The sequence below is a fragment of the Paractinoplanes abujensis genome (assembly GCF_014204895.1).
GTDB lineage: Bacteria > Actinomycetota > Actinomycetes > Mycobacteriales > Micromonosporaceae > Actinoplanes > Actinoplanes abujensis.
Genome location: NZ_JACHMF010000001.1, coordinates 5006996 through 5019939, shown reverse-complemented (window position 1 = coordinate 5019939; position 12944 = coordinate 5006996). Strand labels below are relative to the sequence as shown.

Here is a 12944-nt window from a genome sequence, read left to right as displayed (position 1 = left end):
CGGGGAGATTAGAGCGGGGGTACGACAGAAAACCGCAGCCCGCTTGAAAAGATCACTTGCTTCGACAAGCTTTTCCGCAGTCCGCGGTGGGAGAATGGGTAGATGTCAGAGCTCCTGCCGTCCGGCGACCGCCCCGAGGAGGAGGCGGCTGTCCAGGATGCGGAGTTCGCTCCGGAGCCGGTGTTGCCCGAGCCGGTCCGCCAGCGGGTGATCGTGCTCGCCGCCGCCGCCCTGCCCGGGCTGCCCGCCGACGAGATGCCGGTGCAGATGCGCCGGGTCGCCCGGTTCGCCCCCAACCGCCGGGCCCGCCTCGGCGGCCGCGAGATCGCCGCCCAGCTCACCGCCGACCCGCTGTTCCGCCAGCGGATCAGCGGCCGGGTCGTGGCCGACGCGGGCGACCTGGGCAGCGCCATCGCCTCGGGCGTGGCGCCCGGCGCGGCCGACCCGGTCGAGGTGGCCGCGCTGGCCTATCTGGCCCGCCCCGAGGGCTGGCACGAGTTGATCGAGGAGGCCGGCCACGCCGTGCAGGCCGAGGCCGACAGCGCCGCCGTCGCCCACCAGGTGCGCGACGCCGAGCAGCGGGCCGCGCGGGCCGAGCACGACCGCGCGGTGGCCAAGGTCGAGGCGGACAAGCTGCGCGACGAGCTGGCCCGGGTCCGCGAGGAGCTGGGCCAGGTGCGCGAGGAGGCGCGGGCCAACGGCAAGGCCCTGCGCGAGGCCCAGGCCGCCCAGAAACGCGCGAGCGACCTGCTGGCCACCGAGAAGGGCCGGGCGTCGCGCGTCGCGGCCGACCACGACTCCGAGGTCCGTCGCCTCAAGGCCCGGCTGGCCGAGGCCGAGGCGCTCGCCGCGACCGGCAAGGCGGCCGCCAAGGACGCCCGCGCGGCCGACGACGCCCGGCTCTGGCTGCTGATCGAGACGATCGGCCAGGCTGCCTCCGGGCTGCGCCGCGAGCTCGCGCTCAACCCGTCCGACAAGATGCCGGCCGATTTCGTGGCCGACACCGCGGCCGAGCGGCCCGGCTCGCCCGAGCGGTCGCAGGCCCGCGCGCAGGACACCGACGACCCCGGCCGGCTCGACCAGCTGCTGGCCCTGCCCCGGGCCCACCTGATCGTCGACGGGTACAACGTGACCAAGCGCGGATTCGCCGAGATGTCGCTCGAGCAGCAGCGCAAACGCCTGATCACCGGGCTCGGCGGCATCGCGGCCCAGACCGGCGACGAGATCACTGTGGTCTTCGACGGCGCCGAGCGGGTGCACGGCCTGCCGCCCGCGCCGCGCGGGGTGCGAGTGCTGTTCTCGCGCAAGGGCGACACCGCCGACGAGCTGATCCGCCAGCTGGTGCGGGGCGAGCCGGCCGGGCGGCCGCTCGTGGTCATCTCCTCCGACCGCGAGGTGGCCGACGGCGTTCGCCGGCACGGGGCCTACCCGATGGGTGCGGACTCTCTGCTACGGCGTCTCTCCCGTTCGTGACCTGCGGTAACGGATTTTTGTCATACCCCTGCCCTAGCGTTCTGGTCACCGATGGTGGTCGGTCCGCGACGGTGCTTCCCCCGTTGACGTCGCGCCGCCACCCGGGGAGGAGGAGTGATGATCATCGACTGCGGTCGCTGCGACCGGAGCGTTGAGGAGTGCCGCGAGTGTGTGGTCGGGGCGTTGCTGACCACGCCCGACGGCATCGGCGACCTGACTCCCGGTGAGCTGCGGGCGGTCGAGGTGTTCGAGCTGGCCGGCTTCGAGGTCGAGCTGCTCGAGACGCCCGAGCCCCCGGTGGTGGTCCCGATGTATCCGCGGAGGCGTCACGTGGCGTGATCATGACGCTCCCGGGGCCCTGCCACAGCCCCGCCCCAGCCACGAAACAGACCCCTAGGATGGTCGGATGAATCGGGTCTGGGCCGCGGGCACGCTGCTCGTCCTGCTGGTGATCCTCGTCGTCGTCGCCTGGCAGTCGATCCCGTGGCATCGCCCGCCCGCCCCGCGGCCCGACCAGCTGGCCGCGCTCGACCAGCTCCCCGCCGACCAGGTGGCCCGCGGCCGCGCCTTCCATGCCGAGCTGCGTCCCGGCTCGTACGGGGCAATGCTGTTGACCTTGATCGTGGCCCTGGTCATCGGGCTCACGCCGCTCGGCGCCGGGCTGGTCACCCAGGCCGGCCGCCCGTTCGGCGGGCACTGGCTGGCCCAGGCGATCCTCGGCGGGTTCGCCGTCGTGCTGGTCTCCGAAGTGGTCACGCTGCCGCTGGCGGCCTGGCGGCACACGATCGTCGTGCGTTACGGCATCTCCACCCAGTCGTGGGGCGCGTGGACGGTCGACCTGCTCAAGTCCTTCGCGGTCGGCGCCGTGATCGGTGGCCTGGCGCTGGCCGGGTTCTACACGGTCACCCACTTCGCCCCGCGCTGGTGGTGGGCGATCGGCGCGGCGGGCGCGGCCGGGCTGGTCGTGCTGCTGTCGTTCGTGCTGCCGGTGGTGGTCGAGCCGGTCTTCAACAAGTTCACGCCGATGGCCGACGGCCCCCTGCGTACGGAACTGATGGAACTGGCCGCCCGCGACGGCGTGCCGGTCAAGGATGTGCTGGTCGCCGACGCGTCCCGGCGCACCCGGGCCGTCAACGCCTACGTCTCCGGTCTCGGCCCGACCCGGCGCATCGTCGTCTACGACACCATGCTCACCGAGGCCGAACCGGCCGAGGTCGTCTCGGTGGCCGCCCACGAGCTGGGTCACGCCAAGGACGGCGACGTGCTGACCGGCACGATCCTGGGCGCCCTGGGCACGGCGGCCGCGGTGATCGTGCTCTTCCTGCTCGGCTCCTGGCAGTGGCTGCTGAGCCGGGCCGGCGTCGACACGATCTCCGAGCCGCGTGCCATCGGCCTGCTGCTCGCGTTGGTCACGCTGGCGGGCCTGATCGCCGGCCCCGCCCAGGCCTTCGTGTCCCGCCGCATCGAGGCCCGCGCCGACGAACACGCCCTCGTCCTCACCGGCGACCCGGCGACGTTCGAGGCCATGCAGCGCCGCCTCGGCACGCTCAACCTGTCCGACCCCGACCCGCCCGCCTGGGAGCACCTCATGTTCGCCTCACACCCGTCCACGGTGGAACGGATGGCCGCCGCCCGCGCCTACGCCCGGGGCGAGCGCTGATGGGCCGCACCCTGCTGGTCACCAACGACTTCCCGCCCCGCCCCGGCGGCATCCAGCAGTTCGTGCACAACCTGGCCGTCCGCCGGCCCAGCGGCTCGCTGGTCGTCTACGCGTCGACGTGGCGCGGCGCCGAGAAGTTCGACGCCGACCAGCCGTTCGAGGTCGTCCGCGAGAAAACCGGCATCCTGCTGCCCACGCCCGCGGTCGCCCGCCGCGCGGCCGAGATCGCCCGGGCCCACGACTGCGACCGCGTCTGGTTCGGCGCCGCCGCCCCGCTCGGCCTGCTCGCCGAGGGCTTGCGCAAACGGGCCGGCATCACCCGGGCGGTCGCCCTCACCCACGGCCACGAAATCGGCTGGGCCGCCCTGCCCGGCGCCCGCGCCCTGCTCCGGCGCATCGCCCGCGGCACCGACGTCATCACCTACCTCGGCGAATACCAGCGCACCAGGCTGGCCCGGGCGCTGCACGGCCTCACCGCGCTGGAACGGCTGGCCCCCGGGGTCGACGTCGACACGTTCCACCCCGGCGTCGACGGCAGCGAGGTGCGGGCCCGCCACGGCCTGAGCGACCGGCCCGTGATCGTCTGCGTCTCGCGCCTGGTGCCCCGCAAAGGTCAAGACATGCTGATCCGGGCCCTGCCCACGATCCGCCGCCGGGTGCCCGGCGCGGCGCTGCTGCTGGTTAGCGGCGGACCGTACAGGGAAACGCTGGAAAAGCTGGCCCGCGACCACGACGTGGAAAAAGACGTCGTCTTCACCGGCTCGGTGCCGTGGGCCGAACTGCCGGCCCACTACGCGGCGGGTGACGTCTACGCCATGCCGTGCCGCACCCGCGCTCGTGGCCTCGACGTGGAGGGCCTCGGCATCGTCTACCTGGAGGCGTCGGCCACGGGACTGCCCGTGGTGGGTGGCGACTCGGGCGGCGCGCCGGACGCGGTGCGGGACGGCGAAACGGGCCACGTGGTGGGCGGACGCGACGTCCAAGCGATCGCGGCCCGCCTGACCGACCTGCTCACCGACCCGGCCCGGGCCAAGGCGATGGGCGCGGCCGGGCGGGCCTGGGTCGAGCAGGAATGGCGCTGGGAGAACCAGGCGGCCCGGCTCGACCGGCTGCTGTCGCCGGCCTAAAGAACCTCGCCCAGCGCGGCGATCAGCTGAGGCTTGGCCGGCACGCCGGTGGCCCGCTTGGCGACGCGGCCCTCACCGTCCAGCACGAGCAGCGTCGGGGTCCGCCAAATCCCCAAGGCCCGCACGGCTTCGAGGTGACTCTCGGCATCCACCTCGACGTGCCGCACGCCGGGAATCAGGGCGGCGACCTCCTCGCTGACCCGCCGCACGGCCCGGCAGGGGGCGCAGAAGGCGGAGGAGAACTGCAGGAGGGTCGCCCTGGCCTCGCCGACGCCGAGCTCCCTCAGCAACGCGTCGTCCAGCCGCTGACCGGCGGCGCTGGGGTCGTGGGGGGTCGCCTCGATCACGCCTGGCTCCTCCCGCTCGTCGGCCGCTACGACACCGGCTCCAGTCCTCGTCACGGCGGCCACCTCGGTGGTCGGGGCGGCGCCCTGAGAAACCGGGCCCGGCGTGGTGGCGGCCTCGGCTTCAGCCGCGGCCGTGAATGGCGCGACCGTTTTGCCGGCCACCGTGCCAACCTCGGGCGGCAGCACCACTGTGCCCGACCGCACCGGCGCGTGGCCGGGACTCGTGGCGTCATGCCCGATGTTCCCAGCGGGCGCGACATCACGGATGAGACCGTCCGTGCGGCGTCGCCACAACCCGACCAGGACGCCCACGACCAGCACGGCGACGATCGCGACGACACCCACCAGATCCATAGGACAACTCTGTCACGCCATCCCCGGAGTGGCGAGATCGAGCGATCCAGCCCACGTCCCTGCTGGCCCGGCCGCCCCGCGCCACCTCCCGCACCGAGGGGACCGTTCCGTGCTGGCGGGATCGCTACGCGGCGCCTCGTGCACCGTGGGATCGTTTCGTGCTGGCCCGGCTCGACGCTGCCTCCCGCAACCAATGGGAGCGGAAGCGGCTGGCCCGCCAGGGGGTGCGGTCCGGTCGTCACGCGGCTACGCGATCGCTCCGCGCTGGCTCGGCTTGACGCCGCGCCGCGGCTGCAACGGGGAGGGTTGGCGAAGGAGGCCGGGCCGGCTGGGTGGCCGGGGTTGGCTGGGTGGCTGGTCAGCTGGCTTGCTGACGCCGCTGGGGCGGCTGCGGTGGAGGGGCGGCCGGCGCCGCTGGGCGGTTGGGTGGAGGGGCTGGGCTGAGTCAGGTGGACACGCGAGTGGCCGGGCGAAGGGTGGCTGGTCCGGCTGCGTGGCCGGGCGGAGCGCCCAGCCCGGACGGGTAACCGGTCGTGCGGGCCGGCCGGGCTGGGCGGCGGGGCGGAGCGGTGGTCAGGTTCCGGTGGTTTCGGCGAGTTCCGGAGGGCGGCTGGGGTTGGCCGGCTCGGGCTGGGTCCGGGTGAGGCTGCGGGTGCCGGGCACCAGGAGCTGGACCGCGGCCGAGCAGAAGAGGACTGCGGCGCAGGCGGTCAGGACCTTGTCGGTGCCGTAGCGGGCCGACAGCGGGCCCGCGAGGACGTTGCCCAGGGGCATGGCCAGGAACGACGTCAAGTAGTCCCAGGAGGAGACGCGGCCCAGCATGCGTTGTGGCACGTTGTCCTGGATCGCGGTCTCCCAGGCCACGTCGAAGAAGATCAGGCCCGCGTAGCCGATGATGGCGCCGGCGATGACGGCGATCAGTTCGGCCGGCCAGACGTACGCGAGGGCCCACAACGGCATGAGCAGAAGCGTCAGCCATCCGGCGCGCAGCAGCCGGCGCGGCTTGAAGCGCAGGGCGATCGCCGCGCCCAGCACGCCGCCCAGGCCTTCGGCGGCGGCGATGAAACCGGCCGCGGAGGGCCCGCCCAGGCGTTCGATGGCCACGACCTGCACCAGGACCAGGATGATGCCGTTGGCCACGTGGTAGACGGTCGCGCTGAAAAGGCCGCCGATCAGCCAGTCGCGCTTACTGATCTCGCGCCAGCCCTCGGCCAGTTCGCTCAGCATCGACGTGCGGGGGCCGCGCTCGGCCCGCACCCGCAGCAGCAGCGCGGCGACCATCGAGGCCAGGAAGCTGACGGCGTTGACTGTGAAGCCGGCCGAGGCGCCGAACGCGGCCACGGTCAGGCCGCCGAGCGCGGGGCCGGCCACTTGGCTGCCGGTCTGCAACATGCTGAACGTGGCGTTGGCCGACTGGCGTTTCCCGGCTGGCACGAGCAGGGGGCGGAGCGCGCCGAAGGCCGGGTCGAAGAAGCTCGCGGCCCCGGTCGAGATGGCGGCCAGGGCGCACAGCAGCACCAGGTGGTAGCCGTCGCTGGCGAACATCACTGCCATGGCGGTCGCGGTGAGGAGCCGTACGAGATCGGAACCGACCATGACGCGCTGCGGCTGCAGACGGTCGGCCCACACGCCGCCGAAGAGGGTGCAGACCAGCCGGGCCACGATCGACGACGCCATGACCAGGCCCAGGTCGCCGGGACCGCCGCCGGCGAGCACGACGGCGACGGCGAGCGCCACTGTCTGGAAGCCGTTACCGATCCAGGAGAGGGTCTGCCCGGCCGCGAGCAGCCGGAAGTCGGAGATCCGCATGACGAGGAAACTAGTTCACCGTCTAACTATTAGCAATCTAAAAATTAGATGTCGGCGTGTTCCCGGGAGGGCGACGTCGCAGAGGGTGCCGACCGGGACAGAATGGCGGCATGGAGCAGGACAGCGTCGATCAGCATGTGGCCCGGTGGTCGGCGTTCTGGAAGGACGAGCCGTCCTTCGCGCCCGAGGTCGAGGGGGCGCTGGTGCGGATGAACTACATCCAGCGCGAGGCCCGGCGAGCCGACGCGGCCGCGTTCGCCGAGTCGCGCGAGCTGAGCGCCGAGGACTACAAGACCCTGCACGTGCTGATGATCCAGCCGTGGCCGATCGAGGCGACGCCGGCCCAGCTGGCCGAGGCGTCCAAGGTCACCCGGGCTGCGATGACGAGCCGGCTCGACCGGTTGGTGGCCGCCGAGCTGGTGACCCGTGAGAACGACGACACCGATCGCCGCCGGGTGCTGATCCGGCCGACCGCCGCCGGGCGCGCGATGTGGAACAAGTACATCTTCGAGGGGATGGCCCGCGATCAGCGCCTGCTGCGGGCGCTCTCGTACGAGGAACTGACCCAGCTCAACGGGCTGCTGCGGAAGGTCGTTCTCGACCTGGAGAGCTGAGATGCCCCTCACTGGTCCCGGGCGGCGGCAAAAGGCCAGGTGGGTGCGACCCTGACCGCATGGAACTCGACCCCCGCGGGCAGCGGTTCGCCGCCACGGTGACCAGCGTCGTTCTCGTCGTCGTGCTGGCGACCGGGTGGGGATGGCTCGCGCTCGCTCAGGCGGTGATCTTCGCAATCACCGCGGCCGACCCCCGGCGCGGGCCTTATGCGTACGTCTATCGCGCCCTTCTGCTGCCCCGCCTGGGGCCGCCGGCCGAGCGGGAACCCGTCCCACCCGTACGCTTCGCGCAGTTGGTCGGATTTAGCTTCATGGCTGTCGCGAGTGTCGCGTACCTCTCCGGGATGACGACGCTCGGGGTGGTCTTTGCGGCTTTCGCACTGCTGGCGGCGTTCCTGAACGCGGCCTTCGGGCTCTGCCTGGGGTGCGAGGCCTATCTGGCCATCAAGCGGCTGAGTGCCAAGAGCGCATAAGGCGAAGGCGGCCCAGAAACACGACACGCCCGGTGGGGGGACCGGGCGCTGACGTCGTGGGGAAGCGAGCGTTCAGAACTTCGGGGCGTCGGGTGCCTCGAGCAGGCCCAGTCGCAGGGCCGTCATCAGGGCCTGGGCCCGGTTGGCGGCGCCCAGCTTCTCGTACAGCTTCGAGATGTGGGTCTTGGCCGTGGACTCCGACACGAACAGCTGCTTGGCGATGCCGGCCACGCTCATGCCGTCGGCCAGCAGGCGCAACACCTGACCCTCGCGCGGCGAGAGCTGCGGGCCCGACGGGGCGAGCCGGCGCTTCATGGCCTCGGCCAGGTCGGCCGCGGTGAAAGCGCTGGGCGCGGAGGCCGCGTGCCGGGCGGCCGCGACGACCTCGTCGGCCGGGGCCGTCTTGGGCACGAACGCGCTGGCGCCCGCCTCGAGCGCGCCGAACAGCTGATCGTCACCGGCGTACATGGTGAGCACCACGATGCCCATGTTGGCGTTGTTCTTGCGGAGGGCCTTGGTCGCCTCGAGACCACTGCCGTCGGGCAGGCGGAGGTCCATGATCACAACATCGGGCTGCAGCGCGCCGGCCTGCCGGACCGCTTCGGCGGCCGTGGCCGCCTCGCCGACGACCTCGAACTGACGGTCGCGCTCGAATGCGTGTCGCAGCCCCTTACGAATCAAGTCATGATCGTCAACAAGGAGGACCTTGGTGCGCGTAGTCGGCGCCGGACTGGTCGACATGCTCGGGTTACTCCCCTTCTGGAGCGGAAACGCTATCCCGCACGCTATCGCGCCTGGCAGGGGATCCGAGCACTACGGCAACGGTTGTCCCGCTGGGGTGTCGCGGCGTGATCTTCAATCGGCCCCGGATCCGTTCGGCCCGCTCGGCCATGATGGTCAGGCCGTAACGACCGTCCGGGCGGTCGTCGGCGAAGCCCCGTCCGTCGTCGGAGACTTCGATTTCGGCGTAGGGCGGGTCGACAGTACAGGTAACCCACAGATTAGAGGCTCCGGCGTGCTTGCGCGCGTTCGTGATCGCCTCCTGGGCGATGCGCAGCAGCTCGGCCTCCGTGGCCGCGGGCAGGCGGGCCGTCGACTCGTCGAACGTGAAGTGCACCCGCAGCCCGGCCGACGTGCCCAAGGTGCGCGCGTATTCGGCGATCGCCGCGGCCAGGCCGCCGTTGCGGTCCACCTCGGAGCGCAGCTCGAACAGGCTCAGCCGCAACTCGGTGATCACCCGCGTCACCTCGGCCCGCAGCGCGCGCAGTTCCTCGGCCGTCTCCTCCGCGCCCTCGGGCAGGGTGGCCTGGGCGTTGTCGATGCCGTAGCCGACCATGACGAGCTCCTGCGCGACCCCGTCGTGGATCTCGCGGGCCAGCCGCTGCCGTTCCTCGTTGGTGGCCAGCGACCGCACGTCGTCGAAGAGCAGCGCGGCCTCCAGCCGCAGGGCCGCGGCGTCGGTCACCCAGGTCACCTCGCCGACGGTTTCCTTCGGGTACGCGTTGGCGACGTCGCTTTCGAGGATGACGAGACCGATCGTCCGAACGCCGGCGACCAGCGGGACGACCAGCGAGGAGGTGTCGCCGCGGCGGCTCGACCGGGCCTGCGAGCGGCTTGCGACCTGCGGCTGCTGACTGGCCCAGGCGTCGGCGATGGCGGAGTCGGCGTCGAGCGTGACCTCCCAGTCGACCCGTTCGACCCCGGTCTGGGCCAATACGACCAGCCGCCCGCCGCCGCTGGCCGACAGCACCGCGGCCCGGTCGGACGGCTTGATCAGGCGCAGCTCCTCGAGCAGGTGCTCGGAGATGCCGCCCGGGTCCAGAGTGGCCCCGGGCAGCGACCGGGCCACGCTGCGCAGCTGGGTCAGCAGGCGGGTGGCTTCCGCGTAAGGCTGGGGGGTGGGTTCGGCGGGCTGGATGAACCGGCGCATGGTGTCGGCCGCGAACGTGATGATCGCGCCCAGCACCAGCCACTGGCCGCCCACCGCGAGGAACCCGGGCTGGGTGATCACGTCGCCGACCAGCGTGCCCCCGACCACCAGGGAGACGGCCGCGACGCCGAGCAGCGCCGTGCCCTCGGTGGGGCGGCGGCGCAGAGCCGCGGTGAGCAACGGGACCGCCAGGTAGGGCAGCACCGCCTCGGCGCCGAACCCGGCATCCAATGTGTTGTTGCTGTCGCTCGCGGCGGCCACCGACCCGGCCGCGAGACAGGTGACCACGACCTCGGCGAAGCGGCCCAGCGGGGCCAGCAGATGATGGTCGGGGGCCAGCACCGCGGGCAGTGCGGCGACCGCGAGAAGCGCTATCCAGCGGAGCTGCCCGAAGTCGCTCGTGGCGATCACGGTGAGCGCCGCGACCAGCGCGAGCATGATGATGCGAGCGGCCACCGCGAGCGGTTGGACGCGCGCGGAGACACTGGCTAGCACCGGCACCTGAGGGATGGTAGCCGCACTCCCTCCCGGTGGCTCGTCGTGCCTGGCCCGGCCGCCGGGAATGTCGCAGGCGGGAGGTAGCCTCCGTGCATGGCGGATACCTCGACCCAGTCGATCCAGGTCCTGGCGCCCCTCGACCGGGTGGCCGCGGTGATCAGCGACTTCCCGCGCTACACCGAGTGGGCCGAGGCCATGAAGCAGGTGGAGGTCCTCGAGGAGTACGAGGACGGTTATGCCTATCGCGTCCGTTTCGTCATCGACGCCGGGGTCATGGCCGACGACTACACGCTCGAATACGCATATGCCGACGATCTCTCCCGCATCGAGTGGCACCTGGTCGAGCCGTCGAAGACGCAGAAGTCGCAGCGCGGGTCCTACGACCTGACCGAGGGCGCCGACGGCAGCACGACAGTGACGTACACACTCGAGGTGGAGCTGTCGATCGGAATGCTCGGCATGTTCCGCCGCAAAGCCGAGAAGATGATCATGGATACGGCCCTCAAGCAGCTCAAACGCCGGGTCGAGTCGTTGTAGCGGGAGGTTGTCATGGCCGGATCGGCACGGGAAGAGGCCGAGCGGCTCGTCGCGTCGGTGCTGGCGCGGGCGGTCGCGGGACAGGCCTTCAACGACCGGCGCTGGGCGACGGGCGAGCCGGAGTGCTGCGTGTGCCCGGTGTGCAAGGCGATCGCGGCCATGCGCGACCCGAAACCCGAGACGGCGGCGAAGCTGGCCGGCAGCGCGAGCGACCTGGCGGGCTCGGTCGCGGGGCTGCTGCGCTCGGTGTCGGCGATCGTGGGAGAGAAGCCGAAGCCGGCGCCGCCCGCTCCGGCCACCAAGCCGGGGAACGCCGACCAGACGTGGTCCGCGGCTACCCGGGCCGACAGCAACACGGCCGACTCGGCGTGGGCGGCCGCCATCAACGCCGAGGCGGCAATCTCCGGTCAGAGTACCGCCAACAATTCGGATTTGTCCGACTCTGAGGCAGTTGCGCGCGGGGGCTCGAAAGCGCCCGGCACATCCCCTGGCGAGAAATCGGATTTGTCCGGAATGGGGGCGGGTGTTGAGGGGCCGGAAGTCGCGCGCGGCGAAGTGAGCGGACCCGGTAGTGAGGCCCGTGGGTCTGATGGGGCTGGCGGTGAGGCGCGCGGGGCTGGCGAGGTGCGCGGGGCCGGCGGCGAGTTGAGCGGGGCGCGCGGGGCCGGCGGCGAGTTGAGCGGGGCGAGCGGGGCCGGTGGCGGGCCGCGCAGGGCCGGCTTCGCGGCGAGCGGGTTGTTCGGGGACGTGGTCCGCGACGATCCGTGGGCTTCGGCGACCACGAGCAGCGCCGCGGCGGTGGCCAAGGAGCATGCGGCCGAGCTGGCGGAGCGGCGGGCTGCCGCGTTGAAGGCCGCGGCAGAGGCCGAGCGGCGGGTGGCCGAGGCGGCTGAGCAGGCCAAAGCGCGGCGGGCAGCGGCGGCGGCCCGGGCCCGCAGCGAGAACAACGAGGCGACGACGGGCGAGCGCGGGGCTCGAAGGGTGGATGTGTGGGCGGCGGCCACCGCTGATGCGGGTGTTGCCGACGTGGCGTCCGGGGCGGGCGTGGATCATGATGTTGCGGGCGCGGAAGCGGCCGGGGGTGCCGGGGACGACGAGGCGGGCAGTGCGGCCCGTGACGGCGACGCCGGGCAGAGGGACAACTGAGGGGTAGGGGCAGCGTGACGCTGACCATCGGAGTCGACGTCGGCGGCACGAAGGTGGCCGGTGGGGTGGTCGACGAGCACGGCACCGTGCTGGCGTCCAACCGCCGGAGCACACCGGCCGAGGACCCGGCGGGCACCCGGGACACGATCGTCGAGGTCGCGGCCGAGCTGGCGCAGCAGTTCCCGCAGGCCACGGCCATCGGGATCGGTGCCGCGGCGTGGATCGACGCGCCCGGTGCGACGGTGCTGTTCGCCCCCAACCTGGCCTGGCGCGACGAGCCCCTGCGGGACTACGTGAGCAAGGCGGTCGGCCTGCCCACCGTGCTCGAGAACGACGCCAACGTGGCCGCCTGGGCCGAGTTCCGCTACGGCGTGGCCCGCGAGGCCGACGACTCCATGGTGATGATCACCGTGGGCACCGGCATCGGCGGCGGCATCGTGCTGGGGGGCCGGTTGTGGCGGGGGGCCCACGGCATCGCGGGCGAGCTCGGCCACATCCAGTCGGTGCCCGACGGCCACCCGTGCGGCTGCGGCCGGCTGGGCTGCCTGGAGCAGTACGCGAGCGGCAACGCGCTGGTCCGGTTCGCCCGGGCCGGGGCCCGGCAGGAGCCGGAGCGGGCGGCGAAGCTGCTCGAGCTGGCCGGCGGCGACCCACTGGCGATCACCGGGCGCCAGATCACCGAGGCGGCCCGGGCCGGTGACGGCGTAGCCCGCGACGCGTTCGGCCAGATCGGCTACTGGCTGGGGGTCGCCATGGCCGACCTGGCGCAGAGCTTCGACCCGCAGATCCTGGTGGTCGGCGGGGGCGTGGTCGACGCCGGTGAGCTGCTCATGGCCCCGACCCGCGACACCTATCGCGACCAGCTCAAGCAGCGCGGCCGCTTCCCGGTGGCCGAGGTGCACGCGGCCGAGACGGGCAACACGGCCGGCGTGGTCGGCGCGGCCGACCTGGCGCGAAGCGTCTGAACCGGCGGAGG

Annotated in this window: 13 protein-coding genes; 9 read left to right on the top strand and 4 right to left on the bottom strand. The window is 72.6% G+C overall.

Translation table 11 applies throughout. The annotated features are described in order from the left end of the window. Positions 1 to 102: 102 nt before the first annotated feature. From BKA14_RS22610 to BKA14_RS22595, 4 genes are all read left to right on the top strand, one after another. Positions 103 to 1473: an NYN domain-containing protein gene (locus BKA14_RS22610; protein ID WP_184952884.1), complete on the top strand. Its 1371-nt coding sequence runs from the start codon at positions 103 to 105 to the stop codon at positions 1471 to 1473. 117 nt (positions 1474 to 1590) lie between these two features. Continuing rightward, positions 1591 to 1812: a hypothetical protein gene (locus tag BKA14_RS22605; protein WP_184952883.1), complete on the top strand. Its 222-nt coding sequence runs from the start codon at positions 1591 to 1593 to the stop codon at positions 1810 to 1812. Positions 1813 to 1879: 67 nt separating this feature from the next. Beyond that, positions 1880 to 3133: a M48 family metallopeptidase gene (locus BKA14_RS22600; protein WP_184952882.1), complete on the top strand. Its 1254-nt coding sequence runs from the start codon at positions 1880 to 1882 to the stop codon at positions 3131 to 3133. Further along, on the top strand, positions 3133 to 4260 hold the full coding sequence (locus BKA14_RS22595; protein WP_184952881.1) for a glycosyltransferase family 4 protein: 1128 nt from the start codon (positions 3133 to 3135) through the stop codon (positions 4258 to 4260). The genes BKA14_RS22600 and BKA14_RS22595 overlap by 1 nt, the downstream gene beginning before the upstream one ends. Here the strand turns inward: BKA14_RS22595 and BKA14_RS43280 are convergent. Together BKA14_RS43280 and BKA14_RS22585 are read right to left on the bottom strand one after the other, a co-directional pair. Then, a complete protein-coding gene (locus BKA14_RS43280; RefSeq protein WP_203722252.1) occupies positions 4257 to 4961 on the bottom strand; it encodes a thioredoxin family protein in 705 nt (234 codons plus the stop codon). The two genes, BKA14_RS22595 and BKA14_RS43280, sit on opposite strands and share 4 nt — an antisense overlap. Before the next feature lie 573 nt (positions 4962 to 5534). After that, complete coding sequence (locus BKA14_RS22585; protein ID WP_184952880.1) at positions 5535 to 6770, bottom strand: MFS transporter; 1236 nt, start codon at positions 6768 to 6770, stop codon at positions 5535 to 5537. 110 nt (positions 6771 to 6880) lie between these two features. Here BKA14_RS22585 and BKA14_RS22580 point away from each other — a divergent pair, with 110 nt between their 5' ends. Together BKA14_RS22580 and BKA14_RS22575 are read left to right on the top strand one after the other, a co-directional pair. After that, a complete protein-coding gene (locus BKA14_RS22580; RefSeq protein WP_184952879.1) occupies positions 6881 to 7384 on the top strand; it encodes a MarR family winged helix-turn-helix transcriptional regulator in 504 nt (167 codons plus the stop codon). A gap of 59 nt (positions 7385 to 7443) precedes the next feature. Further along, a complete protein-coding gene (locus tag BKA14_RS22575; protein WP_184952878.1) occupies positions 7444 to 7857 on the top strand; it encodes a DUF4395 domain-containing protein in 414 nt (137 codons plus the stop codon). Positions 7858 to 7929: 72 nt separating this feature from the next. Here BKA14_RS22575 and BKA14_RS22570 read toward each other — a convergent pair whose 3' ends face one another. Both BKA14_RS22570 and BKA14_RS22565 read right to left on the bottom strand, forming a co-directional pair. Then, positions 7930 to 8598: a response regulator transcription factor gene (locus BKA14_RS22570; protein ID WP_020512124.1), complete on the bottom strand. Its 669-nt coding sequence runs from the start codon at positions 8596 to 8598 to the stop codon at positions 7930 to 7932. A gap of 7 nt (positions 8599 to 8605) precedes the next feature. After that, positions 8606 to 10288, bottom strand: coding sequence for a sensor histidine kinase (locus tag BKA14_RS22565; RefSeq protein ID WP_438861899.1), 1683 nt, complete (start codon positions 10286 to 10288; stop codon positions 8606 to 8608). A gap of 90 nt (positions 10289 to 10378) precedes the next feature. Between BKA14_RS22565 and BKA14_RS22560 the strand changes: the two genes are divergently transcribed. From BKA14_RS22560 to BKA14_RS22550, 3 genes are read left to right on the top strand one after another with little or no spacing between them, the layout of a single operon-like run. Beyond that, on the top strand, positions 10379 to 10822 hold the full coding sequence (locus tag BKA14_RS22560) for an SRPBCC family protein (RefSeq protein WP_184952877.1): 444 nt from the start codon (positions 10379 to 10381) through the stop codon (positions 10820 to 10822). 12 nt (positions 10823 to 10834) lie between these two features. Further along, on the top strand, positions 10835 to 11968 hold the full coding sequence (locus BKA14_RS22555) for a hypothetical protein (RefSeq protein ID WP_184952876.1): 1134 nt from the start codon (positions 10835 to 10837) through the stop codon (positions 11966 to 11968). Positions 11969 to 11982: 14 nt separating this feature from the next. Next, positions 11983 to 12933: an ROK family glucokinase gene (locus BKA14_RS22550; protein WP_184952875.1), complete on the top strand. Its 951-nt coding sequence runs from the start codon at positions 11983 to 11985 to the stop codon at positions 12931 to 12933. Positions 12934 to 12944: the final 11 nt, after the last annotated feature.